Annotated in this window: 25 protein-coding genes; 11 read left to right on the top strand and 14 right to left on the bottom strand. The window is 70.6% G+C overall.

Annotated elements, in window-relative coordinates; all coding sequences use genetic code 11:
• Positions 1–61: 61 nt before the first annotated feature.
• Together ACIRRY_RS39570 and serB are read left to right on the top strand one after the other, a co-directional pair.
• Positions 62–2,488: a streptophobe family protein gene (locus ACIRRY_RS39570; protein ID WP_403982980.1), complete on the top strand. Its 2,427-nt coding sequence runs from the start codon at positions 62–64 to the stop codon at positions 2,486–2,488.
• Positions 2,489–2,931: 443 nt separating this feature from the next.
• On the top strand, positions 2,932–4,140 hold the full coding sequence (gene serB / locus ACIRRY_RS39565) for a phosphoserine phosphatase SerB (RefSeq protein ID WP_403982977.1): 1,209 nt from the start codon (positions 2,932–2,934) through the stop codon (positions 4,138–4,140).
• 137 nt (positions 4,141–4,277) lie between these two features.
• On the opposite strand, the gene ACIRRY_RS39560 is transcribed toward serB, so the two are convergent.
• The 4 genes from ACIRRY_RS39560 to ACIRRY_RS39545 all read right to left on the bottom strand — a co-directional run bounded on the left by ACIRRY_RS39560 (position 4,278) and on the right by ACIRRY_RS39545 (position 6,865).
• Complete coding sequence (locus ACIRRY_RS39560; protein WP_403982973.1) at positions 4,278–4,808, bottom strand: SixA phosphatase family protein; 531 nt, start codon at positions 4,806–4,808, stop codon at positions 4,278–4,280.
• A 110-nt stretch (positions 4,809–4,918) separates the two neighbouring features.
• Positions 4,919–5,125 (bottom strand): hypothetical protein, encoded by a 207-nt coding sequence (locus ACIRRY_RS39555; protein ID WP_403982970.1) that lies wholly within the window; start codon positions 5,123–5,125, stop codon positions 4,919–4,921.
• A gap of 207 nt (positions 5,126–5,332) precedes the next feature.
• The gene (locus ACIRRY_RS39550) at positions 5,333–5,449 is read right to left on the bottom strand and encodes an SGM_5486 family transporter-associated protein (RefSeq protein ID WP_019060691.1); all 117 of its coding nucleotides are present in this window, start codon (positions 5,447–5,449) and stop codon (positions 5,333–5,335) included.
• 48 nt (positions 5,450–5,497) lie between these two features.
• The gene (locus ACIRRY_RS39545) at positions 5,498–6,865 is read right to left on the bottom strand and encodes a CynX/NimT family MFS transporter (RefSeq protein WP_403982966.1); all 1,368 of its coding nucleotides are present in this window, start codon (positions 6,863–6,865) and stop codon (positions 5,498–5,500) included.
• An 82-nt stretch (positions 6,866–6,947) separates the two neighbouring features.
• Between ACIRRY_RS39545 and ACIRRY_RS39540 the strand changes: the two genes are divergently transcribed.
• The gene (locus tag ACIRRY_RS39540) at positions 6,948–7,676 is read left to right on the top strand and encodes a FadR/GntR family transcriptional regulator (RefSeq protein ID WP_403982965.1); all 729 of its coding nucleotides are present in this window, start codon (positions 6,948–6,950) and stop codon (positions 7,674–7,676) included.
• Here the strand turns inward: ACIRRY_RS39540 and ACIRRY_RS39535 are convergent.
• The 3 genes from ACIRRY_RS39535 to fabG all read right to left on the bottom strand — a co-directional run bounded on the left by ACIRRY_RS39535 (position 7,651) and on the right by fabG (position 9,656).
• Positions 7,651–8,004 (bottom strand): hypothetical protein, encoded by a 354-nt coding sequence (locus tag ACIRRY_RS39535; protein WP_327405077.1) that lies wholly within the window; start codon positions 8,002–8,004, stop codon positions 7,651–7,653. The two genes, ACIRRY_RS39540 and ACIRRY_RS39535, sit on opposite strands and share 26 nt — an antisense overlap.
• A 174-nt stretch (positions 8,005–8,178) precedes the next feature.
• Entirely contained in the window at positions 8,179–8,946 is a 768-nt protein-coding gene (gene fabI, locus ACIRRY_RS39530) for an enoyl-ACP reductase FabI (protein ID WP_403982963.1), read from the bottom strand.
• Between the two features lie 5 nt (positions 8,947–8,951).
• On the bottom strand, positions 8,952–9,656 hold the full coding sequence (gene fabG, locus ACIRRY_RS39525) for a 3-oxoacyl-[acyl-carrier-protein] reductase (protein ID WP_403982960.1): 705 nt from the start codon (positions 9,654–9,656) through the stop codon (positions 8,952–8,954).
• Positions 9,657–9,896: 240 nt separating this feature from the next.
• Between fabG and ACIRRY_RS39520 the strand changes: the two genes are divergently transcribed.
• From ACIRRY_RS39520 to tyrS, 3 genes are read left to right on the top strand one after another with little or no spacing between them, the layout of a single operon-like run.
• Positions 9,897–11,420, top strand: a complete 1,524-nt coding sequence (locus ACIRRY_RS39520; RefSeq protein ID WP_403982958.1) for a TldD/PmbA family protein — start codon at positions 9,897–9,899, stop codon at positions 11,418–11,420.
• A complete protein-coding gene (locus ACIRRY_RS39515; protein ID WP_403982956.1) occupies positions 11,417–12,811 on the top strand; it encodes a metallopeptidase TldD-related protein in 1,395 nt (464 codons plus the stop codon). Before ACIRRY_RS39520 ends, ACIRRY_RS39515 begins: the two co-directional genes overlap by 4 nt.
• A 45-nt stretch (positions 12,812–12,856) precedes the next feature.
• Positions 12,857–14,125: a tyrosine--tRNA ligase gene (gene tyrS / locus ACIRRY_RS39510; protein ID WP_403982953.1), complete on the top strand. Its 1,269-nt coding sequence runs from the start codon at positions 12,857–12,859 to the stop codon at positions 14,123–14,125.
• A gap of 88 nt (positions 14,126–14,213) precedes the next feature.
• Here the strand turns inward: tyrS and ACIRRY_RS39505 are convergent, their stop codons facing one another.
• Positions 14,214–14,492, bottom strand: coding sequence for a GlsB/YeaQ/YmgE family stress response membrane protein (locus ACIRRY_RS39505; protein WP_403982950.1), 279 nt, complete (start codon positions 14,490–14,492; stop codon positions 14,214–14,216).
• A 253-nt stretch (positions 14,493–14,745) separates the two neighbouring features.
• Here ACIRRY_RS39505 and ACIRRY_RS39500 point away from each other — a divergent pair, with 253 nt between their 5' ends.
• Complete coding sequence (locus ACIRRY_RS39500; RefSeq protein ID WP_403982948.1) at positions 14,746–15,144, top strand: DUF3099 domain-containing protein; 399 nt, start codon at positions 14,746–14,748, stop codon at positions 15,142–15,144.
• A gap of 224 nt (positions 15,145–15,368) precedes the next feature.
• Positions 15,369–15,587, top strand: coding sequence for a hypothetical protein (locus ACIRRY_RS39495; RefSeq protein ID WP_403982945.1), 219 nt, complete (start codon positions 15,369–15,371; stop codon positions 15,585–15,587).
• Between the two features lie 32 nt (positions 15,588–15,619).
• Here the strand turns inward: ACIRRY_RS39495 and moaA are convergent, their stop codons facing one another.
• From moaA to ACIRRY_RS39480, 3 genes are all read right to left on the bottom strand, one after another.
• On the bottom strand, positions 15,620–16,609 hold the full coding sequence (moaA, locus tag ACIRRY_RS39490) for a GTP 3',8-cyclase MoaA (protein WP_403982943.1): 990 nt from the start codon (positions 16,607–16,609) through the stop codon (positions 15,620–15,622).
• Between the two features lie 177 nt (positions 16,610–16,786).
• A complete protein-coding gene (locus ACIRRY_RS39485; RefSeq protein ID WP_403982940.1) occupies positions 16,787–18,406 on the bottom strand; it encodes a cation acetate symporter in 1,620 nt (539 codons plus the stop codon).
• Positions 18,403–18,759 carry a DUF485 domain-containing protein gene (locus ACIRRY_RS39480; RefSeq protein WP_403982938.1) on the bottom strand — a complete coding sequence of 119 codons (357 nt, stop codon included), beginning with the start codon at positions 18,757–18,759 and terminating at the stop codon, positions 18,403–18,405. Before ACIRRY_RS39480 ends, ACIRRY_RS39485 begins: the two co-directional genes overlap by 4 nt.
• A gap of 242 nt (positions 18,760–19,001) precedes the next feature.
• Between ACIRRY_RS39480 and ACIRRY_RS39475 the strand changes: the two genes are divergently transcribed.
• The 3 genes from ACIRRY_RS39475 to ACIRRY_RS39465 all read left to right on the top strand — a co-directional run bounded on the left by ACIRRY_RS39475 (position 19,002) and on the right by ACIRRY_RS39465 (position 23,162).
• Positions 19,002–20,534 (top strand): S8 family serine peptidase, encoded by a 1,533-nt coding sequence (locus ACIRRY_RS39475; protein ID WP_403982935.1) that lies wholly within the window; start codon positions 19,002–19,004, stop codon positions 20,532–20,534.
• Positions 20,535–20,648: 114 nt separating this feature from the next.
• Positions 20,649–22,052 carry a CoA transferase gene (locus ACIRRY_RS39470; RefSeq protein ID WP_403982933.1) on the top strand — a complete coding sequence of 468 codons (1,404 nt, stop codon included), beginning with the start codon at positions 20,649–20,651 and terminating at the stop codon, positions 22,050–22,052.
• Between the two features lie 99 nt (positions 22,053–22,151).
• Positions 22,152–23,162, top strand: a complete 1,011-nt coding sequence (locus tag ACIRRY_RS39465) for a CopD family protein (RefSeq protein WP_403982931.1) — start codon at positions 22,152–22,154, stop codon at positions 23,160–23,162.
• Between the two features lie 32 nt (positions 23,163–23,194).
• Here the strand turns inward: ACIRRY_RS39465 and ACIRRY_RS39460 are convergent, their stop codons facing one another.
• The 3 genes from ACIRRY_RS39460 to ACIRRY_RS39450 are packed head-to-tail and all read right to left on the bottom strand — an operon-like array spanning position 23,195 to position 25,861.
• Entirely contained in the window at positions 23,195–24,241 is a 1,047-nt protein-coding gene (locus ACIRRY_RS39460) for a zinc-dependent alcohol dehydrogenase family protein (RefSeq protein ID WP_403982929.1), read from the bottom strand.
• A gap of 37 nt (positions 24,242–24,278) precedes the next feature.
• Positions 24,279–24,986, bottom strand: a complete 708-nt coding sequence (locus ACIRRY_RS39455; protein WP_403982926.1) for a lysoplasmalogenase — start codon at positions 24,984–24,986, stop codon at positions 24,279–24,281.
• Complete coding sequence (locus tag ACIRRY_RS39450) at positions 24,983–25,861, bottom strand: sterol desaturase family protein (RefSeq protein WP_403982924.1); 879 nt, start codon at positions 25,859–25,861, stop codon at positions 24,983–24,985. Before ACIRRY_RS39450 ends, ACIRRY_RS39455 begins: the two co-directional genes overlap by 4 nt.
• Positions 25,862–25,899: the final 38 nt, after the last annotated feature.

The following is a 25,899-nucleotide window of genomic DNA, read 5'->3' as shown; positions in this document are numbered from 1 at the left end:
TAATCCACGCGAGGGGGACATGCGTGGTGTCCGCACAGTGCCGCGGATCGGGGGGTCTGCCATGAGCTCAGCGACGAGTGTCAGGACGGCGAGCTACGACACGAGGGTGCCCTGGGGTGACGTCCTGCTGTCCGCGATCGCGGCGGTGAGCTGGGCGCTGATAGGGATGGCGGGCACGGCCGCGCTCGGTCTGCACCTGCTCGGCGCCGACGCGACGGGCTCGCTCGGCCCGATGACCGCGGCGGTGGTGGCCCTCGGCGCGGGCGGTTCGGTCACCCCGACCGGCGACGTCTCCGCCTTCGGCCTGACCGGCGCCCAGGCGACCACGGCCGTGACGATCACGCCGTTGGGCGTGAGCCTGGTAGGAGCACTGCTTCTTTCGTACTTCTTCCTACGGTCCCTGCGGGCGGCCGGAGTTGTGATCTCCCCGGCCGAACTCCTCGCGCGCGCGGGCTCGGTGATCGCCCTGTTCGTGGCGATGCTCGGCGGGCTGGCCTGGGCCGGGCACGACGTCATCACGATCGACGGAAGCAAGCTGGGCCTCGACAAGCTGACGGGCGGCGGCGGAAGCGGCGGCGGGGTCAACATCCCCGGGATCGGCGACATCGGGGACATCGGCGGGCTGCTGCCGGGCAAGATCAGCGACCTGGTCAAGGCGAAGGCGGCGGTCGGCTTCACGGTGGACACGGCGCCGACCCTGCTGGGCGGCCTCGGCTGGTCGGCCGGCATCCTCCTCATCGCCCTGCTGGCGTCCCGCCGTACGCCACTCCCCCGCGGCTGGGAGGCCGTCCACCGTGTCGTACGGCCGGCCGCGTCCGCGCTCGTGGCGGTGCTGCTGGTCGCGGTCGCGGCGGGGCTCGCGGCGGCGGCGTACGCGGCGATCGGCGACGACCACCCGAAACGCATCGGGGGCGCCGCGCTACTGGGCGCCCCCAACGGGGTCTGGCTCGGCATCCCCATCGGCCTCTTCGTCCCCTGGGACGGCAAGGCGACGGGCGAACTGGCGAAACTCCTCCCCCATCCCCTCGACGACCTCCTCAGCGCGAAGTCCGACCAGCCGGTGACGTTGGGGCGCCTGGCCGAACTGGACGGCCGGGTGTGGTTGTTGGGGGTTGCCGCGGGGCTGATGATGCTGCTGGCGGGGGTGTTGACGGCGGTGCGGACGCCGGTGGGGGCACGTGCCGTGGGCGGGGCGGGAGTTGGGACGGGGGTCCGAAGTCCCGTAGGTGGGGCGGGGGTTGGGGCGGAAGCCCGATGGGATTCAGGTGCCGGGGCGAATTCCGGAAGGCGCGGGAGCGCGGGCGCGGGGAATCCGGGAGCTCTGGGGTTCGCCGGGCGGTGCGCTCTACGGCTCGGGGTCGTGACCGCGATTGCCCTGCCGTTGTTGGCCTGGCTGACGGATGTGTCGGTGGACGCGTCGCTGTCGGTACTGGGGTTCGACGCGTTCGGCGCGGGAATCGAACTGCACGGGCATCTGGGCATGGCGTTGGTGCTCGGTGCGGTGTGGGGGGCCGGGGCGGGGGCTGTCGGGGGGTTGCTCGCCTACGCGACCGGGGCGGCGGGGCGGCAGGCTTCGCGGCTGGCACTGGGTGACTTGGGGGCGACGGGGTCGGGGACGGGGTCGGGTTCTGGGTCGGGTTCTGGGTCGAGGTCGGATTCTGGTTACGGGTCGGATTCGGATGGCTGGGCTCCGGGGCAGCCGGGGTATCCGGAACACGCGCCGTCCGCGGGGGGTGCGGGACGCGCCGGGCATCCGGAGACCGCCGGGGACCCGGGGCCCTACGTACCGAGTTCCCCCTACCGCGCGCCGAACCCTGCGACCAACCCGTATCTGCAAGTGCCCGATGAGCTACGGCAACCGGAGGACGGTGGGCCACCGCCGCCTCGTGGAGCGGCCTGGCCTGGTGGGAAGCAGCGGGGGCAGGGGGGTGGGGCGGTGCCTCGGGGGCCGGGGGCCGGGGGTTCGGGGTCCGGTGGTTCGGGGCCTGGCGGTGCAGGGCCTGACGGTGGGGGTCGGTCGCGTGGGCCGGGGTGGCCGCCGGGCGCCGGTTCACCGACGGAAGGCGTCTGGCCGCCTGGTGCTCGGTCGCCTCAGGAGGGCGGTCGGCCACCGGCCCGAAACCCACGGTCCTCCGGTGACCCTCAACCACCGGGAAACGCGGGGCAGTTCGGAACGGGTCCAGCACCCGGAGGCGTAGGGCCGGGTAGGGGCGGGCCGTATCCCGGAGGCGCGCCGTCGGCCGATGGCGCTCGTGCGGGCGGTGCGGCACAGTCGCCCGGTACGCCTCCGCCGCCTGTCGACATGTACGGCGCTCCGACCATGGCCCAGTCCTACGAGCCGCCGTCCCGGCCGCCTCGGCGTCCGCCCGGGGCACGTCCAGGGGACTGGCCGGAGGACGACTCGGACGGTGGGCAGCAACCTCCCACTCCGCCCCCGTCACCACCACCGCCGCCGCCCCCTCCGGGGAGGCCTAAGGGGCGCCGGTGATCCACGTCGGCGTCGGGTGAGCTGCGGTGATCGGACGGAGTGTGGAGGGTGGGGTGTGGGGGGGGCGGGGTGTGGAGGGTGGGGTGGAATTCCTATGGCCCGACAACCCGGCAACCCGATAGCCCGATAGCCCGACGGCCGGGTATATCGCCGACCCACCCGTCCAGCCGTATCCCCCGCAGCCAGTGCCCATCAACCGTCCCCTCCGCGACGACCGGCCGACTCCCGATCGACACGGCGACCTCACCCCGATCACCTCGACGCGTCTCATGACCGCCTCTCAGCCGTCTCACGACCGTCCGCAGCCCACTTCTGACCGCCGCCCCGCCCCTCCGTGATCAACCCGTAAGGTTCGCGCCACCGACTCGACACCCACTGTTCCGTGTCCGCTAGGCGGACCTCTGCGGCATAAGGCACTCCGTGCCGGATACGGTGGGTACATCATGAGCGCTTCGCAGACCTCTGACGTCCCCACTCTCCTCGTCAAGATCTTCGGCAAGGACAGGCCGGGCATCACGGCCGGACTCTTCGACACCCTCGCCGCCTACTCCGTCGACGTGGTCGACATCGAGCAGGTCGTCACGCGTGGCCGGATGGTGTTGTGCGCACTCGTGACCCCGCCGCCCGCCGGGCTCGAAGGGGATCTGCGGGCCACCGTGCACAGCTGGGCCGAGTCGATGAAGATGCAGGCCGAGATCATCTCCGGCCTCGGCGACAACCGGCCGCGTGGGCTCGGGCGTTCACTCGTGACCGTGCTCGGCCACCCGCTCACCGCGGAGTCCACCGCCGCGATCGCCGCCCGTATCACCAAGGCCGGCGGCAACATCGACCGTATCTTCCGGCTCGCCAAGTACCCCGTGACAGCCGTCGAGTTCGCGGTGTCCGGAGTGGAGACCGAGCCCCTGCGCACCGCCCTCGTCACCCACGCGGCAACGTTCGGCGTCGACATCGCCGTCGTGGCGGCGGGGCTGCACCGGCGGGCCCAGCGGCTCGTCGTCATGGACGTCGACTCCACGCTCATCCAGGACGAGGTCATCGAACTCTTCGCCGCGCACGCCGGCTGCGAGGACGAGGTCGCCGAGGTGACCGCCGCCGCGATGCGCGGTGAGCTGGACTTCGAGCAGTCGCTGCACGCGCGCGTGGCGTTGCTCGCGGGGCTGGACGCCTCGGTCGTGGACAAGGTGCGCAGCGAGGTGCGGCTGACGCCGGGGGCTCGCACTCTCATCCGTACGCTCAAGCGGCTCGGCTACCAAGTCGGCGTCGTATCAGGCGGGTTCACCCAGGTCACCGACGATCTCAAGGACCGGCTCGGGCTCGACTTCGCCCAGGCCAACACGCTGGAGGTCGTCGACGGGAAGTTCACCGGCAAGGTCACCGGCGAGATCGTCGACCGCGCGGGCAAGGCGCGGCTTCTGCGCCGCTTCGCCGCCGAGGCGGGCGTACCGCTCGCGCAGACCGTGGCGATCGGCGACGGCGCCAACGACCTGGACATGCTCAACGCGGCCGGTCTCGGCGTCGCCTTCAACGCGAAGCCGGTTGTACGGGAGGCCGCGCACACCGCGGTGAACGTGCCGTTCCTCGACACCGTGCTGTATCTGCTGGGCGTCACCCGCGAAGAGGTCGAGGCCGCGGACACGCACGACGAGGACTGATTGCGGCCCCGTAGATCCCGCACAGCCTTCGGGCCCGGCACCGGATGGTGCCGGGCCCGTTGTCCTGTGGGTCTGCGTGCCCGCGTGTCTGCGTGCCCGCGTGTCTGCGTGCCGTGCGGGTCCGCCAGTCCGCCGGTCTATTCGGACGGCGCCCAGTAGTCGTCCAGCGCGGCCACGCCCGGCTCCAGTGCCTTCCAGGAACCGGTGAAGGACAGGACCGCGAAGCCGGCGGCCGCGAACCCTCGCTGGTTCAGCCGCTCACGGGCCTCAGCGGAGCCCGCGCCCGCGTCCGCGCCGGGGAGGATCTCGGCCAGGCCCTGCACGCTCGGGTTGTGACCGACGAGGATCACGTTCCGCGCGTCGTCCGGCGTCTCGTTCAGTACCGCGATCAGCTCGCCGGGCGAGGCCTCGTAGAGCCGCTCCTCGTAGACGGTTTTCGGCCGGTGCGCGAGCTCGTGGACGGCGAGCTTCCAGGTCTCGCGGGTCCGGACCGCGGTGGAGCAGAGGGCCAGATCGAAGGGGATGCCGGTGTCGGCCAGCCTGCTTCCGGCGGTGGCCGCGTCCAGGCGGCCCCGCTCAGCGAGCGGCCGCTCGTGATCGGTCACCTGGGGCCAGTCGGCCTTCGCATGCCGGAAGAGGACAATCCTGCGGGGTTCTGCGACGCTCATGGGATCCAGCTTCGCATGAAACAGGCCATGGGGCGCAGGGAGTTGACGGGGCGGCTCCGCGAGTGCTCCGCAGGTGCTCAGCCTGTACTCAGCGGGTACTCACTGGGTACTCAGTGGGCTATGAGCTGCTGCACGCGCTCGAACAGATGGCTGATCACCGGGTCCGAGGCCGCCGCTTGCGCGTCCGTCGGGTTGAGCATCATCACGAGCAGCACGACGAACGCGAGCGCCGGCAGGGCGAGGGCCCACCACGGCAGCCTGATGTCGACGCCGCCCGTGGTCGCCGGGAGGGGCCGGGTGTGCGTAGGGGCCGACATGAGTGCCTCCGCTGGTCTCCGAGTGGTCCGCGATCCGCTTCTCGCGGTCACAACTCGAAGTTACGGAACGCAGGGCCCCCAACCCATCCGGAGATCCACCCACTTGACCCTGAGCCTCACCCCCTAGGGGATGGTGGGGACAACCCCACCATCGGCCCGCGGAGGCGCACTTACCGGCACACGGTCACCGGGAGGCGGGCGCGGCGCTCACGGAGAGGCGATCGTCGCGATGATGGCGATGACGATGAAGATGGCGAAGAACGAGCCGAAGACGATGAGCATCTTCCGCTGGCCGTTCTGGGGGTTCGGGTCGAGCACTGGCATACGGCCAGTCTCGCACCCGCCGTCCGGGCCGCGTCCGCCGGGGCGGGTTCAGCGGGCCGCCTCGTCCTCCACCGTACGGTTGCGGCCCGCGAGGACGCCCACGGCCATCTGCGGGACCATCAGGCCGGCCATGAGGGCGATCGGCAGTCCCCAGCCGCCGCTGTGCTGGTAGAGCACGCCGACCAGGAGCGGCCCCGGGATGGAGATCAGATACCCGGTGCTCTGCGCGAAGGCCGACAACTGGGCGACGCCCGCGCCGGTCCTGGCCCGCATCCCGACCATCGTCAGGGCGAGCGGGAACGAGCAGTTGGCGATGCCGAGCAGCACGGCCCAGGCCCAGGCGCCGCCGGCCGGCGCGAGGTACAGGCCCGCGTATCCGGCGAGGCCGCAGACGCCGAGCGCGATCACGACCGGGCCCTGCCGGGGCAGCCGGGTGGCCACGCGCGGGATGACGAAGGCCAGCGGCACGCCCATCACCATGGTGACGGCCAGCAGCAGTCCGGCGGTGCCCGCGGAGACCCCCGCGTCCCGGAAGATCTGCGGCATCCAGCCCATCGTGATGTACGCGGCGGTGGCCTGGAGCCCGAAGAACACGGCGAGCGCCCAGGCGGTACGGCTGCGGGTGATCCGCAGCACCGGCCGCGCCTGCTCGGCCTCCCGCGCGCGGGCTCGCGTCGCCCTCGAAGTCCCGGGCGCGGATGCCCCGTCGGCCCTCTCCCGCGCGCGGGACGGCTGCTCCCCGGGTGCCTCCCGGTGTCGTACGAGAGCGGTCCACGGCAGTACGGCGGCTGCGGCCAGCGCTGCCCACACGGCGAGGCCGGAGCGCCAACTGCCGCCCAGGGCATCGGTCATGGGCACGGTGACCGCGGCGGCGGAGGCCGTGCCGAGGGCCAGGGCCATCGAGTAGAGGCCGGTCATGGAGCCGACCCGGTCCGGGAACCAGCGCTTGACGATCACCGGCATGAGGACGTTGCTGACCGCGATGCCCATGAGCGCGAGGGCGCTGCCGGCGAGGAAGCCGGCCGTGCCGCCTATGTAGGGGCGTATGAGCAGGCCCGTGGTGATGAGGACCATGCCCGCGCAGACCACCGCGGCCGGGCCGAAGCGGCGGGCGAGGCGGGGGGCCATGACGCCGAAGACGGCGAAGCACAGCGGGGGTACCGAGGTGAGCAGTCCGGCGACGCTGCCGCTCATGCCGAGCCCGTCGCGGACCTCTTCGAGGAGGGCGCCGAGGCTGGTGATGGCGGGGCGGAGGTTCAGCGCGGACAGCACGATGCCGACGACGATCAGACGCGTCGTCCACGCGTGCGTGGGTGATTTCCCGGTCGGGACCGGGGAGTCGCCCGCGGCCGGGCCGCCGACGCTGTCGCCGATGTTCGTCGTGGACTTCAGTGTCCGGGTTTCCTCGCTCGCCATGCTGCCCATCATAGAATGATGGGATGATTGGTTGTCCATCCCCGGGTGGCCCGCTCCCGCCCCGCACATGCGAAGGTGTCCCATGCCCCTGAGCCACCCCCGCCGTTCGGCGCTGTCCGAGCAGGTCATCGCCTCGCTGCGGAACCAGATCACCTCGGGCGAGTGGCCGGTCGGCTCCCGGATCCCGACCGAGCCGGAGCTGGTCGAGCAGCTCGGGGTGGCCCGCAACACGGTCCGCGAGGCCGTCCGGGCGCTCGCGCACAACGGCCTGCTGGACATCCGCCAGGGCTCGGGCACGTACGTCGTGGCGACGAGCGAGCTGGCCGGCGTGATGCACCGGCGCTTCGCGGACGCCGACCCCCGGCACATCGCCGAACTGCGCTCCACGCTGGAGTCGTCGGCGGCGCAGCTCGCGGCCGAGCGGCGCACCGAGAAGGACCTCAAGCAGTTGGACGCCCTTCTCGTACGGCGTGAGGAGGCCTGGGCCTCGGGCGACACGGAGGCCTTCGTGACGGCCGACGCGACCCTGCACATGGCCGTGGTGGCGGCCTCGCACAACGACGTCATGACGGCGATGTACGCCGACCTGGGCGAGGTGCTGCGGGACTGGCTGCGTGCTGATGTCGGCGAGGCGCTGACTCCGGAGACGTACATGGACCACACGCGGCTGGTGGACGCGATCCGCGCGGGTGACGCGCAGGCGGCCGCCGAGGAGGCCGCGGGCTATCCGTTCGTGTGCCGCGCGGGACGGTTCGACCCGCCCGCCCAGGACGCTTCGGAGGGGTTCAGCTCGCCCGTTTCTGGTGGCTGACCCACACCGCGCGGACGTCCTCCCAGCAGCGGCCGGTGAGCCGTACGGTCTGCGCCGGGCCGGCGTCGGTCGCGATGCCGTCGCTGTCGATGTCCCACCAGCGGTCGCACTCGATGTGGAGGCTGACGCGGTCGGTCCGGGGGTACGGGTTGTGGCAGTACGCGATCACGTGCGAGCCGTGGACGGCGGTGCGGCAGTCGGCTCCGAACAGCTGGGGCGCGGCCGGTTTTCGGGCCTCCACGCGTGCGTGGGGCATCGCCTCGTACGCCAGGGAGATGACGAGCGCGACGGCGACGGTCACTGAGGCCAGGCTGCGGGACAGGCGCACAAGGGGAACCTCCTCGGCGGTGCTGGGGAGGAAAACGCGTGGTGAACGCGTACTCCAGGGTGCGCGGGTGTCCCCCGTCACCGCCCGACCACAGGGGCCGAACGGGTGACGCCCCGCTCCCCGCGCGGTGCGGGAAACGGGGCGTCGACGCCGTAGGAGAGGCGGGCTAAGAGGTCAGGCTCCGATGGCGTGCAGGCCGCCGTCCACGTGGATGATCTCGCCCGTGGTCTTCGGGAACCAGTCGCTCAGGAGGGCGACGATGCCCTTGCCGGCGGGCTCCGGGTCCTTGAGGTCCCACTCCAGGGGGGAGCGGTTGTCCCACACGGAGGCCAGCTCGTCGAAGCCCGGGATGGACTTGGCGGCCATCGAGCCGAGCGGACCCGCGGAGATCAGGTTGCAGCGGATGTTCTGCTTGCCCAGGTCGCGGGCGAGGTAGCGGCTGGTGGCCTCCAGGGCGGCCTTGGCCGGGCCCATCCAGTCGTACTGCGGCCACGCGAAGGACGCGTCGAAGGTGAGGCCGACGACCGAGCCGCCGTTCTGCATCAGCGGCAGGCAGGCCGTGGTCAGCGACTTCAGGGAGAACGCCGAGACGTGCATGGCGGTGGCGACCGACGCGAACGGCGTGTTGAGGAAGTTGCCGCCGAGCGCGTCCGGCGGCGCGAAACCGATGGAGTGGACGACACCGTCCAGGCCGCCCAGCTCCTCGCCCACGACGTCGGCGAGGCGCGCCAGGTGCTCGTCGTTGGTGACGTCGAGCTCGATGACCTTGGTGGGCTTGGGGAGCTTCTTGGCGATGCGCTCGGTCAGTGTGGGCCGCGGGAACGCGGTCAGGATGATCTCGGCACCCTGCTCCTGGGCCTGCTTGGCGGCGTGGAAGGCGATGGAGGACTCCAGCAGCACACCGCTGATCAGGACGCGCTTGCCCTCAAGAATTCCGCTCATGGTGATCAGTGACCCATTCCCAGTCCGCCGTCTACGGGGATGACGGCTCCAGTGATGTACGAGGCGTCGTCCGAGGCGAGGAACCGCACCGTCGCGGCGACCTCCTCGGGCTGCGCGTACCGGCCGAGCGGCACCTGCTTCATGATGGCCTCGCGCTGCTCGTCGGTGAGCGACTTGGTCATGTCGGTGTCCACGAAGCCGGGCGCGACGACGTTGAAGGTGATGTTGCGCGAGCCCAGCTCACGGGCGAGGGAGCGCGCGAAGCCGACCAGGGCGGCCTTGGAGGCGGCGTAGTTCGACTGGCCGGGGCCGCCCATCAGGCCGACGACCGACGAGATGAGGACGACGCGGCCCTTCTTGGCGCGCAGCATCGCGCGGTTGGCGCGCTTGACGACGCGGAAGGTGCCGGTGAGGTTGGTGTCGATGACCGAGGTGAAGTCCTCCTCGGTCATGCGCATGAGGAGCTGGTCCTTGGTGACGCCGGCGTTGGCGATCAGGACCTCGACCGGGCCGTGCTCGGCCTCGATCTCCTTGTAGGCCTGCTCCACCTGCTCGGGGTCGGTGATGTCGCACTTGACGGCCAAGAAGCCGGCCGGCGGCTCCCCCGAGCGGTATGTGATGGCGACCTTGTCGCCGGCATCGGCGAACGCGCGGGCGATGGCGAGGCCGATGCCCCGGTTGCCTCCGGTGACGAGAACCGAGCGGCTCAACGGATCACCCTTTCGATAGCGGTTCTGCACGCCTGCCCGATACACCTGGTTGACAGGCGGCTTTATCGAAAATCTATCGGTCCGCCCCGTCCGGCGGACAATCGGGCACCGACAGTGGCTTACGGAACTCGCTGTCGGGTCCCTACAGAAAGTACCGACGCAGCGCGGAAACGTGTGGTCCCCGCACCCGCTCGCGCGACATGATCGGACCCGACAGGCCACGACAGCAGGGAGACCTCCGTGCCCCATTCCATCGACGAAGCCTTCACGGCACTTCCGCTACGCGCCCTGGCCGACGCCGCGCTGGCACGCGCGCGTGCGCTCGGCGCCGAGCACGCGGACTTCCGGTTCGAGCGGGTGCGCAGCGCGTCCTGGCGGCTGCGGGACGCCCGGCCCGCCGGTACGTCGGACACCACCGACCTCGGGTACGCGGTACGGGTCGTGCACGGCGGCACCTGGGGGTTCGCGTCGGGCGTGGACCTGAGCCTGGACGCCGCCGCCAAGGTCGCCTCGCAGGCGGTGGCGATGGCCAAGCTTTCCGCCCAGGTGATCAAGGCCGCCGGGTCGGACGAGCGCGTCGAGCTGGCCGCCGAGCCCGTGCACGAGGAACGGACGTGGATCTCGTCGTACGAGATCGATCCGTTCTCGGTGCCCGACGAGGAGAAGGCGGGGCTGCTGGCGGACTGGAGCGCCCGGCTGCTCGCGGCGGACGGCGTCAATCACGTGGACGCCTCGCTGCTCACCGTGCACGAGAACAAGTTCTACGCCGACACCGCCGGGACGGTGACCACGCAGCAGCGGGTCCGGCTGCATCCGCAGTTGAACGCGGTGTCGGTCGACGAGTCGAGCGGTGAGTTCGACTCCATGCGCACCATCGCGCCGCCCGTGGGTCGCGGCTGGGAGTACCTGACGGGCACCGGCTGGGACTGGGACGAGGAGCTGGCCCGGATCCCCGAGCTGCTCGCCGAGAAGATGCGCGCCCCGAGCGTCGAGGCGGGCCTCTACGACCTCGTGGTCGACCCGTCCAACCTCTGGCTGACGATCCACGAGTCCATCGGCCACGCGACCGAACTGGACCGCGCGCTGGGCTACGAGGCCGCCTACGCCGGCACGTCCTTCGCCACCTTCGACAAGCTCGGCAAGCTCAAGTACGGCTCCGAGCGGATGAACGTCACCGGGGACCGCACCGCCGAGCACGGCCTGGCGACCATCGGCTACGACGACGAGGGCGTCGAGGGCCAGTCCTGGGACCTCGTCAAGGACGGCACCCTGGTCGGCTACCAACTCGACCGCCGTATCGCGAAGTTGACCGGCTTCGACCGCTCGAACGGCTGCGCGTACGCCGACTCCCCCGGGCATGTGCCGGTGCAGCGCATGGCCAACGTGTCACTTCAGCCGGACCCTGCGGGGCTCTCCACGGAGGATCTGATCGGCGGGGTCGACCGCGGGATCTACGTGGTCGGCGACCGGTCGTGGTCGATCGACATGCAGCGATACAACTTCCAGTTCACCGGGCAGCGGTTCTTCAAGATCGAGAACGGGCGGATCACGGGGCAGTTGCGGGACGTCGCGTACCAGGCGACGACCACCGACTTCTGGGGGTCCATGGCGGCCGTCGGGGGTCCGCAGACGTACGTCCTGGGCGGCGCCTTCAACTGCGGCAAGGCCCAGCCGGGCCAGGTCGCCTCGGTCTCGCACGGCTGCCCGTCGGCCCTCTTCCAGGGCGTCAACATCCTCAACACCACGCAGGAGGCCGGTCGATGAGTCCTCGTACGAACAAGCCGCACGAGATCGTCGAGCGCGCCCTCGAACTGTCGCGGGCCGACGGCTGTGTCGTCATCGCCGACGAGCAGTCGACCGCCAACCTCCGCTGGGCGGGCAACACGCTGACCACGAACGGCGTCACGCGCGGGCGCACGCTCACCGTCATCGCGACCGTCGACGGCAAGGAGGGCACCGCCTCGGGGGTCGTGTCCCGGTCCGCCGTCACCCCGGAGGAACTGGAGCCGCTCGTACGCGCCGCCGAGGCCGCCGCGCGCGGGGCCGCGCCCGCCGAGGACGCGCAGCCGCTCGTCACGGGTGTGGCCCAGTCGCCCGACTTCACGGACGCGCCCGCCGAGACCTCGTCCTCCGTGTTCACCGACTTCGCGCCGGCCCTCGGCGAATCGTTCGCACGCGCGCGTGCGGGCGGTCGCGAACTGTACGGCTTCGCCAACCACGAGCTGGTCTCCAGCTACCTGGGTACGTCGACGGGCCTGCGCCTGCGCCACGACCAGCCCAACGGGACGCTGGAGCTGAACGCCAAGTCCCCGGACCGTACGCGCTCGGCCTGGGCCGGCCGCTCGACCCGGGACTTCAAGGACGTCGACCCGGCCGCCCTGGACGCCGAGTTGGCCGTACGGCTGGGCTGGGCGGAGCGGAAGATCCAGTTGCCCGCGGGCCGCTACGAGACGCTGCTGCCGCCGACCGCGGTCGCGGACCTGCTGATCTACCAGATGTGGTCGGCGTCGGGCCGGGACGCGGTCGAGGGGCGCACGGTGTTCTCCAAGCCGGGCGGCGGCACACGTGTCGGCGAGCGGCTCACCGAACTGCCGCTGACCCTGCGCAGCGACCCGAACGAACCGGGCCTGGAATCCGCCCCGTTCGTGCTCGCGCACACCTCCGGGGGCGACCAGTCGGTGTTCGACAACGGGCTGCCGCTGGCGGCGACCGACTGGGTGCGCGAGGGCGAGTTGCAGCACCTGCTGACCAGCCGGCACAGCGCGGGTCTGACCGGGCTGCCGGTCGCGCCGTCGATCGACAACCTGATCCTCGGCGGGGGCGAGGACACCTCCCTGGAGGAGATGGTCGCCAACACCGAGCGCGGGCTGCTGCTCACCTGCCTCTGGTACATCCGCGAGGTCGACCCGGCGACACTGCTGCTCACCGGGCTGACCCGGGACGGCGTCTACCTCGTCGAGAACGGCGAGGTGGCGGGCGAGGTGAACAACTTCCGGTTCAACGAGTCGCCGGTGGATCTGCTGGGGCGGGCGACCGAGGCGGGGCGGACGGAAAAGACGCTGCCGAGGGAATGGAGCGACTGGTTCACTAGGGCCGCGATGCCCGCGCTGCGGGTGCCGGACTTCAACATGAGCTCTGTCAGTCAGGGCGTATAACCTCGTACCTGATCCACGAGACCATCCCAAGGAGATACGAGAACCGTGACGGACATCGTCGACGAACTGCAGTGGCGCGGGCTGATCGCCCTCTCCACTGACGAGGACGCATTGCGCAAGGCGTTCGCGGACGGTCCCGTCACGTTCTATTGCGGTTTCGACCCGACCGCGCCCAGCCTGCACCTAGGCAACCTCGTGCAGATCCTCACGATGCGCCGGATCCAGCAGGCGGGCAACCGCCCGCTGGGCCTGGTCGGCGGTGCCACGGGCCTGATCGGCGACCCGAAGCCGAACGCGGAGCGGACGCTCAACGCGCCGGACGTCGTGGCCCAGTGGGTCGAGCGACTGCGCGCGCAGATCGCCCCGCTGCTGGACTTCGAGGGCCCGCACGCCGCGATCATGGTCAACAACCTGGACTGGACCCAGGGTCTGTCGGCCATCGAGTTCCTGCGGGACATCGGCAAGCACTTCAGGGTCAACAAGATGATCGCGAAGGAGGCCGTCTCGCGACGGCTCAACTCCGACGCGGGCATCAGCTACACCGAGTTCAGCTACCAGATCCTCCAGGGCATGGACTTCCTGGAGCTGTTCCGGCGGCACGGCTGCACGCTCCAGACCGGCGGCAGCGACCAGTGGGGCAACCTCACCTCGGGCACCGACCTGATCCACCGGGCCGAGCCGGAGGCCGTGGTGCACGCGCTGGGCACCCCGCTGATCACCAAGGCCGACGGCACCAAGTTCGGCAAGACGGAGTCCGGCACGGTCTGGCTCGACCCGGAGATGACCACGCCGTACGCCTTCTTCCAGTTCTGGCTGAACGCGGACGACCGGGACGTCTCCAAGTTCCTGCGGATCTTCAGCTTCAAGTCCCACGAGGAGATCGAGGAGCTGGAGCGGCAGACCGAGGAGCGTCCCCAGGCGCGGGCCGCGCAGCGCGCGCTGGCCGAGGAGCTGACGACGCTGGTGCACGGCGCCGAGCAGACGGCCGCCGTGACCGCCGCGTCCAAGGCCCTCTTCGGGCAGGGGGAGCTGGCGGAGCTGGACGAGAAGACGCTGGCCGCGTCGCTCTCCGAGGTGCCGCACGTCCAGGTCGCCGAACTGGGTCCCGTCGTCGACCTGTTCGCCGAGGTCGGTCTGGTGGCGAGCAAGTCAGCCGCTCGCCGCACGGTGAAGGAGGGCGGGGCGTACGTGAACAACGTGAAGGTCGCCGCGGAGGATGCCGTGCCGGCGAAGGAAGATCTCCTGCACGGTCGGTGGCTGGTGCTGCGGCGGGGCAAGAAGAACCTGGCCGCCGTTGAGGTGACCGGAGCGTAGGCGTCATAGGGGCGTGGGGTTCGTTGCGGGCCGCGGCTTTCGTCGTGGCTGGTCGCGCCGTTCCCCGCGCCCCTACGGGGCGCTGTAGTCAGGCTCGTTGTTTGTTCTTGCCGATTGTTGCCATGTAGGCCATGTCGACCACGAAGACGATGATGACCGCGGCGATGAGCTGGAACGCGTGGCGGCTCCAGTCGATGCCGCTGGTCGCGTCGACGCCGGCCGCTCGGGCGATCGCGTTGCCGACGATGGCGCCGAGAATGCCGCAGATGGTGGTCAGCCAGAGCGGACTGTGCTGCTTGCCCGGGATGATCGCCTTCGCGATCAGGCCCAGCACGAATCCCACGATGATCGCCCACAACCAGCCCATGGCTGCCTCCTAGTACGGCTCGACGTGCGACGTGAGCATTACGCCAAGTGTGGGTCCGGTCGCCGTACGGCGCATGTCGGGTACGGCCATACGTGCTGCGGCGCAGATCGGTCGCCCAGGCCCGATGCGCCCCGGTCTCGAAGGCGACGGAGGCGCGGCGTAACGTGGGACGTGTCGGGGCCCGGTTCCCCGATCGGGTGCGAACCGGGGCGCGGGCCGGGGAGAGTCCGATGCGGGCGGATGGTGGAATGTGATGCGGAAGCTGCACGGCGAGGGCAACGCCCAGGTGTTCCGGATCACCGGAGCCCGGACGGGACTCGCGGAGGACATTCGCGGACGGCAGCGCCGCTATGTCATCTCGATGTCGATCCGTACGGTGTCGGTGATCCTCGCCTGCGCGCTGTGGAACGTCGAACGGCACGTCGCGATCGTCGCGTTGGTGCTCGGTGTGCTGCTCCCCTATGTCGCCGTCGTGATCGCGAACGCCGGACGGGAGAACGCGCCGGGGCTTCCGTCCACGTTCGTCACCACGCCGCTGCGGCCGATGATCACACCACCGCGCGCCGACGAGGCGTTCACGGAACCCGTCCCGGAAGAGGTCGTGCCCGAGCCGGCACCCCACGTCGGAGGCGAACCGCACGACCGGTCGTGACCATGGCGAACGTGCCATAACCGGAAGTCGGCTCCGCACCAAGCTCAAGAAAAGCTCAGATCAATCATGTTGTTCCGGTGCCGGGCGACCGGCTCCCCGTGACATACTTCGTACGCGCTCCGCATCCCCCGTCGGAGCGACGGACCGACGCCGGGCAGCTCCCCCCGTGGCTGCTCGGCGTCGCCTTTTCAGCGCATCTGTGAGACGAAATTCCGTGAGTTCCGGTGAGTGACGAGACCCCGATCTGCTCCGCGAAGGGCTGCCGCGCCGACGCCGTGTGGGTGCTCGCGTGGAACAACCCGAAGATCCATACGCCGGAGCGCCGCAAGACGTGGCTCGCGTGCGAGGAGCATCGCGAGCATCTCTCGCAGTTCCTCGGTGTGCGGGGTTTCTTGAAGGACATCGTCGCGTTCGCGGACTGGGAAGAGCCCGAGGCCTCGTAAAGTCCACCATCGCCCGGGCTGCTACGGCCGCCTCAGCCGCCGATCGCCGACATCGGCCGGTCCGGCTGGAGGAACGACGGGTCGTCCAGGCCCGAGCCCGCCTTCTTGCCCCACATCGCCTGGCGCCAGACGCGGGCGATCTCCTCGTCGGGAGCGCCGGAGCGCAGCTCGGTGCGGAGGCTGGTCTCCTCGCGGGCGAACAGGCAGTTGCGTATCTGGCCGTCGGCGGTGAGCCGGGTGCGGTCGCAGGCTCCGCAGAACGGGCGGGTGACCGAGGCGATGACGCCCACGCGGTGCGGGCCGCCGTCCACGATCCAGCGCTCGGCCGGGGCCGAGCCACGCTCGTCGGAGCCTTCGGGGGTCAGCTCGAAGCGGGTGCGGAGGGAGGCCAGTATGTCGCCCGCCGTGACCATGCCGTCGCGGGTCCAGCCGTGCTGGGCGTCCAGGGGCATCTGCTCGATGAAGCGCAGTTCGTAGTCCTGCGCCACGGCCCAGGCCAGCAGGTCCGGGGCCTCGTCGGCGTTGAGCCCCGGCATCAGCACCGAGTTGATCTTCACCGGGGTCAGGCCCGCGTCGTGGGCGGCTTCCAGGCCCGCGAGGACGTCCTTGAGGCGGTCGCGGCGGGTGAGGGTCTTGAAGACGTCGGGGCGCAGGGTGTCCAGGGAGACGTTGACCCGGTCCAGGCCCACTTCCTTCAGGGCCTTCGCGGTGCGCTTGAGGCCGATGCCGTTGGTCGTGAGGGACATCTGAGGGCGAGGCTCCAGGGCCGCGACCCGCTCGACGATGCCGACCAGGCCGGGGCGCAGCAGGGGCTCGCCGCCGGTGAAGCGGACCTCCTCGATACCGAGGGAGGTGACCGCGATGTCGATCAGGCGGACGATCTCGTCGTCCGTGAGGAGGTCGGGCTTGGCCAGCCACTGCAGGCCCTCCTCGGGCATGCAGTACGTGCACCGGAGGTTGCACCGGTCGGTCAGCGAAACCCGCAGGTCGGTGGCTACTCGGCCATAGGTGTCGATGAGCATGTGGGCCCCCTCCCTAGATTCGGATCGCTTGTTTTCCGACTCTTGCGAGCCTACGCGACACCTCTGACAACGAGAGCGGCCCGATCCCACGAGGTACGACACGGCCGCGTCGTAGGGATCTACGACGCGGCCGTCGACGTGGGGGGATCTGGTGGGGGGACTTCGGGGGCGGGAGGGTCAGTGGGCCCCGGTGCCGGTCAGGGACCGTACCTCCAGCTCCGCGAACTTGCCCGCGTCCGGCTCCTCCTTGGAGAGGATCGTGCCGAGCCAGCCCAGCAGGAAGCCGACGGGGATGGAGATGATGCCGGGGTTCTCCAGGGGGAACCAGTGGAAGTCGACGTCCGTGAACATCGAGGTGGGCTTGCCCGAGACCACTGGCGAGAACAGGACCAGGCCGACCGCGGTGACGAGGCCGCCGTAGATCGACCACAGGGCTCCGGACGTGGTGAAGCGCTTCCAGAAGAGGCTGTAGAGGATCGTCGGGAGGTTGGCGGAGGCAGCGACCGCGAAGGCGAGGGCGACCAGGCCTGCGACGTTCAGGTCACGGGCGAGGGCGCCCAGGAGGATGGAGACGGCGCCGATGCCGATCGTGGCGTAGCGGGCGGCGGCCATCTCCTGCTTCTCGGTCGCCTGGCCGCGCTTGATGACGTTCGCGTAGATGTCGTGTGCGAACGAGGAGGACGAGGCCAGGGTCAGACCGGCGACGACCGCGAGGATCGTGGCGAAGGCGACCGCGGAGATGGTGGCCAGGAGGATGGCACCCCAGTTGGAGTCGACTCCGCCCAGATGCAGTGCCAGGAGTGGGGCCGCGGTGTTGCCCGCCTTGTTGGAGGCGATGATCTCGTCGGGTTTGATCAGTGCCGCCGCGCCGAACCCGAGGGCCAGGGTCATCAGGTAGAAGGCGCCGATCAGGCCGATGGCCCAGATGACCGACTTACGGGCGGCCTTGGCGGTGGGCACCGTGTAGAAGCGGATCAGGATGTGCGGCAGACCGGCGGTGCCGAGGACCAGGGCGATGCCCAGGGAGATGAAGTCCAGCTTGGTCGTGCCGGTCGCGCCGTACTTGAGGCCGGGGTTCAGGAAGGCGGAGCCCTTGCCGCTGTTGTCGGCGGCCTTGCCGAGCAGGTCGGAGATGTTGAAGTCGAACTTCAGCAGCACCAGGAAGGTCAGCAGCAGGGCGCCGGCGATGAGCAGGCAGGCCTTGACCATCTGGACCCAGGTGGTGCCCTTCATGCCGCCGATGGTGACGTACACGATCATCAGGACGCCGACCAGGGCGACGATGCCGATCTTGCCCGCGTCGGTGGTGATGCCGAGGAGCAGGGAGACCAGGACGCCCGCGCCGGCCATCTGGGCCAGCAGATAGAAGATCGACACCACGATGGTGGAGGTGCCGGCCGCGGTACGGACCGGGCGCTGGCGCATGCGGTACGCGAGGACGTCGCCCATGGTGTAGCGGCCCGAGTTGCGCAGCGGTTCGGCCACCAGGAGCAGGGCGACCAGCCAGGCGACCAGGAAGCCGATGGAGTACAGGAAGCCGTCGTAGCCGAAGAGGGCGATGGCGCCCGCGATGCCGAGGAAGGACGCGGCGGACATGTAGTCGCCGGAGACGGCGAGGCCGTTCTGGAAGGCGGTGAACTGGCGGCCGCCCGCGTAGAAGTCGGCGGCGCTCTTCGTCTGGCGGCCCGCCCAGACGGTGATGACGAGCGTCGCGGCGACGAAGATCGCGAACAGGGTGATGATCAGCGGTCGGTGCTGGCTCGCCTCGCCTGCGGCCAGGGTGATCGTGGGGCTCATGCGCCGCCCTCCATCCGGGACTTGATGGCTTCGGCCTTGGGGTCGAGCTTCGCGGCGGAGTAGCGCGCGTACCACCAGGCGATGAGGAACGTGGTGAGGAACTGGGCGAGACCCAGGACCAGGGCCACGTTGATGTTGCCGACGACCTTGGTGTCCATGAAGTCGTCCGCGTAGTTGCACAGCAGCACGTACAGCAGGTACCAGACGATGAAGGCGATGGTCAGCGGAAAGGCGAAGGAGCGGTGGGCGCGGCGCAGCTCGGCGAACTCCGCGCTCTCCTGGACCTGTTCGAACTCCTGTGTACTGGGGAGTTGGTGTTCGGCTTTCGAGGGGGGTGGTGTCTCGGTGGCCACGGTGTCTCCTCGCGTTACGGACCTGCGGGTTCTGGTCTGGCTCGGCGCTTCCTGCCCAAGGGCACGGCGCGGCACGTCGACCGGTTCAACTCCTTTGACTTCTTTCGGTAGTCGTCTTTGGGAAATCATTGCTGGCCAGCCACCGCGGAAGATAACTTCAGGTCTGCACCACTAGTCATGTACCTGCCCGGGCGCGCCACCACGTCTCGGGCCGTTTCGTTTCCGGATGATGTGGAGATCCCATGGCTCATCTGCGCCCCAGACACCGGCTCGCCCTGGCCGTACCGGTCGTGCTGTCCCTGACCGCCTCGCTCGGCTTCCTCCCGTCGACGGCCTCGGCGGTGCCGAGCGCGGAGACCACCGCGCAGACCGCTGACGCGCCCAACCTCGCGTATGTGGTCAACACTCGGCTGGACCACTGGACGATCAACTCGGTCAAGAAGGCGATCAACGCGGCCGGCGGCACCATCGTGGTGACGTACGAGAAGATCGGTGTGATCGTCGTCCACTCGGCGAACCCCGACTTCGGGCCGACCATCCGCAAGGTGCACGGTGTGCAGTCGGCCGGTGCCACGCGTACGGCGCCGCTGAGCCTCGCCTCGACGACCGACGAGGGCGCGGTGCAGTACCTCTCCAAGGACCAGGCCGCGAAGACGGCGAAGGCCTCCGCCGCGGCCGGTGACAGCGAGCCCCTCGAAGCCGACCAGTGGGACCTGCCCGCGATCGGCGCCGACAAGGCCGCGAAGATCAATCCGGGCAGCAAGAGCGTGACGGTCGCCGTCATCGACGTCGGCGTCGACGACACCCACCCGGACATCGCCCCGAACTTCTCCGCCTCGCAGTCCGCCAACTGCGTGGGCGGCAAGGCGGACACGACGTACGGCTCCTGGCGTCCCGTGGACTCCGCCCACTACCACGGCACGCATGTCGCGGGTGAGATCGCCGCCGCCCGCAACGGCATCGGCGTGGCGGGGGTCGCCCCGGGTGTGAAGGTCTCCGGGATCACGGTGGCCGAGCCGGACTCGACCCAGCTCTTCTACCCGGAGAGCGTGGTCTGCGCGTTCGTGTTCGCCGCGGATCACGGCGTGGAGATCACCAACAACAGCTACTACGTTGATCCCTGGCTGTACAACTGCCTGGACGACCCCGATCAACGTGCCATCGTCGACGCGGTCAACAGGGCCCAGTTGTACGCGCAGCACAAGGGCACGCTCAATGTCGCGGCGGCCGGCAACTCCAATGACGACCTCGACTCCGACGCCCTGGTCGACGCCTCCAGCCCGGACGACTCGACCGCGACGACCCGCACGGTCGACCCGCACGAGTGCTTCGACGTGCCGACCCAGTTGCCGGGCGTCGTCACGGTGAGCTCGGTCGGCGTCACCAAGGCCAAGTCGTACTTCTCCAGCTACGGCCAGGGCGTGATCGACGTGGCGGCGCCGGGCGGGGACTCCCGGCAGATCCCGGACACCCCGTCGAAGAACGGCCGCATCCTGTCCACGCTGCCGAACAACACGTACGGCTATCTCCAGGGCACCTCGATGGCGACCCCGCACGTCGCCGCCGTGGCCGCGCTGCTCAAGTCGACGCACCCGCACGCCACTCCGGCCCAGTTGCAGCGCCTGCTGAAGGCCGAGGCGGACAACCCGGGCTGCCCGACCGCCCCGTACGACACCAACGGCGACGGCATCGCGGACGCGACCTGCGTGGGCGGCAAGCGCGTCAACGGCTTCTACGGGTTCGGCATCGTCAACGCGCTGCGGGCGGTGAAGTAGCCAGTACCCGTCAAAGGGCCGGGCGGATCTCCGCCCGGCCCTTGCGTGTGTTGACGCGCGTGTGCACAGCCATCGGCATCTATATTGATTGAATCAATACTGCATAGTTCAATCATGACTGACATCAAGATGGCATGGGCGGCCATGGGCGGCGATCCCGCCCTGGTCCCGCGCGTCTCGACCGTGGCGCGTCAGGGGGCGCTCGAAGCGCGGCTTCCCGTACGGGAGTTGGCGCGGGCCTGTGTGGGAGCGTGCGCGCTGGCCGCCGCCGAGCTGGGGGCGCGACGGGCCGGACTCACCGAGGTGCCCGGGGTGCGGGTGGACGACGGGGCCGTCGCGACGGCGTTCGTCAGTGAACGGCATCTGTTGATCGACGGGCGGGCGCCGGTCGTCTTCGCACCCCTGTCACGGTTCTGGCGGACGGCCGACGGCTGGGTCCGCACCCACGCGAACTATCCGCACCACCGGGCGCGGCTGCTGGACGCGCTGAAGCTGCCGGGAGACGCGTCCGTGGACGCCGTGTCCGAGATGCTCGCCGAGCGGTCCGCGCGGGAGGTGGAGGACGCCGTCTACGGCGCCGGAGGCCTCGCGGTCGCGCTGCGGACGGCACAGGAGTGGGCCGCGCACGCGCAGGGGGCCGCCGTCGCAGAGCGGCCGCTCATCGAACGCGAGCGGCTCGGCACCGCACGCACGCGTGCGCTCCCGCCGCTCGACGGCGACCTGTTGCTGCCCGCCGCCGGGCTGCGGGTGCTCGATCTGACCCGGGTCATCGCGGGCCCGGTCGCCACCCGCACGCTCGCGCTGCTCGGCGCGGACGTGCTGCGCGTGGACGCCCCGCAGTTGCCCGAGGATCCCGACGCGCACGCGGACACCGGTCTCGGGAAGCGGTCGACCCGGCTGGACCTCCGGCTGCCGACGGACCGGGAGACCTTCGAGGAGTTGCTCGCGCGTGCGGACGTGGTCGTCACCGGGTACCGGCCGGGCGCGCTGGACCGGTTCGGGCTCTCCCCGGAGGCACTGGTCGACCGCAGGCCGGGGCTGATCGTGGCGCAGTTGTCGGCGTGGGGCGCGTACGGGCCCTGGGGTGACCGGCGCGGCTTCGACAGTCTGGTGCAGGTCGCCACCGGCATCGCGACGATCGAGGGGTCACCGGAGCGGCCCGGCGCGCTGCCGGCGCAGGCCCTCGACCACGGGACGGGGTATCTGCTGGCGGGCGCTGTGCTGCGGGCGCTGACGGAACAACCGGAGCGGGGCTCCGGCATCGCCCTGCGGTTGGCGCTCGCACGGACCGCGGCCTGGTTGACGGCAGACGGGGTCGAGCGGGGAGCAGCGGTGACCGGAACGGCGTATGGGACGAGCGGCACGGCGTACGACCGGCCCGACGCCTGGCTGGTCGAGAGGGGCAGCGGGATCGGGCGGCTGCGGCACGCCCTGTCGCCGGTCTCGTTCGCCGGTGGGCCCTCGAACTGGGCGCGTCCGCCGGGTCGTTGGGGCACGGACCCGGCTTGTTGGGCTTGATGCGGGCGTCGGCCGGAAACGTACCTATGAGCGGAATACTGTCCCCCAGTTGTTTTGCTGCACTTGCCCGGTTCTGTGGCGGCTGGTGAAGATCTTGGGGTGACCTTGATACGACCGACCGTCGAAGCGGCCGACACGAGCGGCTCCGGGCGGCGCCCCGGTACGCGTCGGGCCGTCGCCGTACTGGCCCTGGTGGTGCTCGCCGCGCTGATCCCGCTGCTCGGGCCGTCCGCCGCGCTGCACGACACCGGGGAGGCCGCCGCGCCCGGCACGGGCGGCATCGCGCTGCTTCGGGCCGTATTGTTCGGCGCTCTGTGCGTCCCGCTGGGCGAGCTGTTCGTGAACCGGCTCGCGCGTACCGTGCCCGGCGCTCCCCCGAACGGCCCCCGCAGTTGGGCCCCGTACGCGGCCGGTGCCGGTTTCGTCGCCGCGCTGGGGCTCGCGTCGGTCGTGGCCACCGGCAACCTGGTGCCGAGCAGCCTCACCCAGATCGACATCGGCGGCCTCTACCAGTCCCGCGACGGCAAGCTCGCGCTTCTGGAGGTCAACGCGTTCGCCCTGGCCGCTCTGTGCGCCCGGTCGCGTCGGCCCGGCCTCCAGGTGTGGCCCCTTGCCGCCGTGATCGTCGCGGAGGCCCTGCGAGTGCACCCGGCGAGCGAGCACAGTCCCCTGGTCGGCACCGAGCTGACCCTGGTGCACCTGACGTGCGCGGCGCTGTGGGTGGGCGGTCTGCTGCACGCGCTGCGGACGTTGCGGCAGTGGCGCGGTGCCGAGGCGGGGGCCGCGCTCTTGGGGCTCTACGCGCGCGTGGCCGTCGTCCTGCTCGCCGCGATCACCGCGACGGGGGTGTGGAGTTCGCTGCGCCGGATGCCGGCAGGCACGATCCTGGACCAGCTGACGACGACGGCGTACGGGCGCACCCTGCTCGCGAAGGTGCTCCTCGTCGCCGCCGTCGCCGTACTGGCGCTGTGGGCGCGGTCCCGGCTGCGGCGGGCCACCGATCCGCTGGCCGCCTGCTCACCCGCGCGGGCTGAGGTCGTCGCCCTGGGGGTGGTGGTCGTGCTCTCCGGACTGTTGACGGCGTTGCCGGTGCCGATCCGTTGGCATTGACCGACTCAAGTGTTGACCGACTCCGGCATTGATCAACTGTTGACGACCAGGACCTTGAGCGCGGTGCGCTCGTCCATCGCCCTGTAGCCGTCCGGCACGCCCTCCAGGCCGACCGTCAGGTCGAAGACGGGTGACGGGTCGATGGTGCCGTCCAGGATGTCGGGCAGCAACTCCGGTATGTACGCGCGGACCGGTGCGACGCCACCGCGCAGCGCGATGTTCCGGTCGAACATGACCCCGAGGTCGAGGCCCGTGCCGCTGCCGTGCGGCACGCCGACGAAGCCGATCGCGCCGCCGTCGCGCGTGATGTCGACGGCCGTCCGCATGGACTGCTGGGTACCGACGGCCTCGATGACCGCGTGCGCGCCCTGGCCGCGGGTGAGTTCGCGCACGGCCTCGACGGCGGCCTCGCCGCGTTCGGCGACGACGTCGGTGGCACCGAAGGTGCGGGCGATGTCCGTACGGGTCTTGTGGCGGCCGAGCGCGATGATCCGCTCGGCGCCGAGCCGCTTGGCGGCGAGGACGGCGCACAGGCCGACCGCTCCGTCGCCCACGACGGCGACGGTGGCACCCTTGCGGGCGCCCGCGCCGAGGGCCGCGTGGTGGCCGGTGCCCATGACGTCCGACAGGGTCAGCAGCGCGGACAGCAGGTGCTCGTCGGAGGCCGCCTCCTTGGGCAGCCGTACGAGGGTGCCGTCGGCGAAGGGCACGCGTACCGCCTCGCCCTGGCCGCCGTCGTAGCCCACGGCGCCCCAGAAGCCGCCGTGCACGCACGAGGTGGTGAGGCCCTCACGGCAGTAGTCGCAGACGCCGTCGGACCACATGAAGGGCGCGACCACGAGGTCGCCGGTCCTGACACCGCTCACCTCGGAGCCGGTCTCCTCCACGATCCCGAGGAACTCGTGGCCGATCCGCTGCCCCGGCTGCCGGGCCGACTCACCGCGGTACGCCCACAGGTCGCTGCCGCAGACGCAGGCGCGCAGCACCCGGACCACGGCGTCGGTGGGCAGCTGCACCATGGGCTCGGGCACGTCCTCCACGCGCATGTCGAACGGGGCGTGGATGGTGGTGGCGCGCATGGCGAGGGTCCTTCTCGTCGCTGGTGTGCTGATGCGCTCAGGGGGTGGTCGAGCGCACTTCACGGTACGCCGCCGCCGGTGCGCGGCGCTCGGCGAGGGTGCCGAGCACGCCCTGGACCAGCAGGAACTGCGCTGCGATGTACGTCAGCATGATCCAGAAGTCCGGTCTCGGCGGCTGCCGCCAGTCGGCGACGCCGGTCGCGATGAGGGTGTCGGAGACCATGAACAGCGCCCCGCCGAGCCCGGCGACGAGACCGAGCCGGGTGGCCGCGGCGCAGGCCATGGCCGTGAGGAGGGCGCTGTAGCCGGCCACGGGGACACGCAGGTCCGCCGGGAGGTCCGGCCACAGCAGCGTGACGGTGACGGTCAGGGCGGCGGCGTATCCAACGGCGAGGAGGACGGCACGCGCGCGTGGGGCACCTTTCCGGCCGCCGTACGTCCTGAAGAGGGCGAGGTAGCAGAGGTGGCCCGCCGCGAAGCAGGCCATGCCGGCGAGGAAGGCGGGGTCGGCGTCGGAGAGCAGCAGGGTGTCGCCGCCCCAGCCGAGGAGGAGTGCGGCGACGAGGAGCCGGGGTGCGCCGCGCAGGGCCGCGTACGCGGCGAGGAGCGGCATCAGGAGGGGTTTGGTGACGGTGTGGGCGGGGTCGTACCCGACGGCGAGCGCGAGCAGGTCCACGAGGGCTGTCAGTCCGAAGACGGGCAGGAGGGCGCGCGAGACGGACGGGCGTGTACGAGGCGGGTTCACGCGGCCGCGGTCTCCTCGGCGGCCGGAATGTTCCGCTCCGGGGCGGGCGCCGGCTGCCAGCCCGGTCCCCGGAACACGCGCCCCGCGCGCTCGCGCCAACTGGTCGCCGCCTTCAGGTCCTTGGCGATGGCGACGTACTCATGGGTGGCGACCTTGATCGGGTTGAACGTGTTGATGTTCTTGGTCAACCCGTAGACGGGACGCTCGACCTCCGCGACGAAGGACCCGAAGAGCCGGTCCCAGACGATGAGGATGCCGCCGAAGTTGCGGTCCAGATAGCCGCCCTGGGACGCGTGGTGGACCCGGTGGTGGGACGGAGTGTTGAAGACGAACTCGAACCAGCGGGGCATCCTGTCGATCCGCTCGGTGTGGATCCAGAACTGGTAGACGAGGTTGGCCGAGGAGCAGAAGGCCAGCGCGGCGGGGTGCACTCCCAGGGCGATGAGCGGGACGTAGAACGGCCACACCGTGAGGGTCGTCCAGGGCTGGCGCAGGGCCGTGGTGAGGTTGAACCTGCGGCTGGAGTGGTGGACGACGTGGCAGGCCCACAGGATGCGGATGACGTGATGGCCGCGGTGGGACCAGTAGTAGAAGAAGTCCTGCCCCAGGAGCATCAGCGGGATCGTCCACCACAGGACGGGCACGCGCAGTGGGGTGAGTTCGTAGATCGCCGTGTAGATCGCGACGATCGGGATCTTCCACAGGAAGTCGAAGACGAGGCTCCCGAGTCCCATGCCGACGCTCGTGGCGGCGTCCTTCGCCTCGTAGCCCGCCGCGTCCTCGTCGGGGTGGACGCGCACGCTGATCATCTCGATCACGGTGAGCAGCACGAAGGCGGGTATCGACCAGAGCACGGCATCGGGCAGGTTCGGCATGAGTGAACCGTAGGACCGCAAATCGGCCACGCCTAGAC

The sequence above is a fragment of the Streptomyces sp. NPDC101776 genome (assembly GCF_044766845.1).
Lineage (GTDB): Bacteria > Actinomycetota > Actinomycetes > Streptomycetales > Streptomycetaceae > Streptomyces.
This window is presented reverse-complemented; position numbering and strand designations above follow the sequence as displayed.

Excerpts from the sequence above, each read along its gene's own strand:
- ACIRRY_RS39570 (WP_403982980.1), top strand. The coding sequence starts at position 62 with ATGAGCTCAGCGACGAGTGTCAGGACGGCGAGCTACGACACGAGGGTG.
- serB (WP_403982977.1), top strand. The coding sequence starts at position 2,932 with ATGAGCGCTTCGCAGACCTCTGACGTCCCCACTCTCCTCGTCAAGATC.
- ACIRRY_RS39560 (WP_403982973.1), bottom strand. The coding sequence starts at position 4,808 with ATGAGCGTCGCAGAACCCCGCAGGATTGTCCTCTTCCGGCATGCGAAG.
- ACIRRY_RS39555 (WP_403982970.1), bottom strand. The coding sequence starts at position 5,125 with ATGTCGGCCCCTACGCACACCCGGCCCCTCCCGGCGACCACGGGCGGC.
- ACIRRY_RS39550 (WP_019060691.1), bottom strand. The coding sequence starts at position 5,449 with ATGCCAGTGCTCGACCCGAACCCCCAGAACGGCCAGCGGAAGATGCTC.
- ACIRRY_RS39545 (WP_403982966.1), bottom strand. The coding sequence starts at position 6,865 with ATGGCGAGCGAGGAAACCCGGACACTGAAGTCCACGACGAACATCGGC.
- ACIRRY_RS39540 (WP_403982965.1), top strand. The coding sequence starts at position 6,948 with ATGCCCCTGAGCCACCCCCGCCGTTCGGCGCTGTCCGAGCAGGTCATC.
- fabI (WP_403982963.1), bottom strand. The coding sequence starts at position 8,946 with ATGAGCGGAATTCTTGAGGGCAAGCGCGTCCTGATCAGCGGTGTGCTG.
- ACIRRY_RS39515 (WP_403982956.1), top strand. The coding sequence starts at position 11,417 with ATGAGTCCTCGTACGAACAAGCCGCACGAGATCGTCGAGCGCGCCCTC.
- ACIRRY_RS39505 (WP_403982950.1), bottom strand. The coding sequence starts at position 14,492 with ATGGGCTGGTTGTGGGCGATCATCGTGGGATTCGTGCTGGGCCTGATC.
- ACIRRY_RS39500 (WP_403982948.1), top strand. The coding sequence starts at position 14,746 with ATGCGGAAGCTGCACGGCGAGGGCAACGCCCAGGTGTTCCGGATCACC.
- moaA (WP_403982943.1), bottom strand. The coding sequence starts at position 16,609 with ATGCTCATCGACACCTATGGCCGAGTAGCCACCGACCTGCGGGTTTCG.
- ACIRRY_RS39485 (WP_403982940.1), bottom strand. The coding sequence starts at position 18,406 with ATGAGCCCCACGATCACCCTGGCCGCAGGCGAGGCGAGCCAGCACCGA.
- ACIRRY_RS39475 (WP_403982935.1), top strand. The coding sequence starts at position 19,002 with ATGGCTCATCTGCGCCCCAGACACCGGCTCGCCCTGGCCGTACCGGTC.
- ACIRRY_RS39470 (WP_403982933.1), top strand. The coding sequence starts at position 20,649 with ATGACTGACATCAAGATGGCATGGGCGGCCATGGGCGGCGATCCCGCC.
- ACIRRY_RS39460 (WP_403982929.1), bottom strand. The coding sequence starts at position 24,241 with ATGCGCGCCACCACCATCCACGCCCCGTTCGACATGCGCGTGGAGGAC.
- ACIRRY_RS39450 (WP_403982924.1), bottom strand. The coding sequence starts at position 25,861 with ATGCCGAACCTGCCCGATGCCGTGCTCTGGTCGATACCCGCCTTCGTG.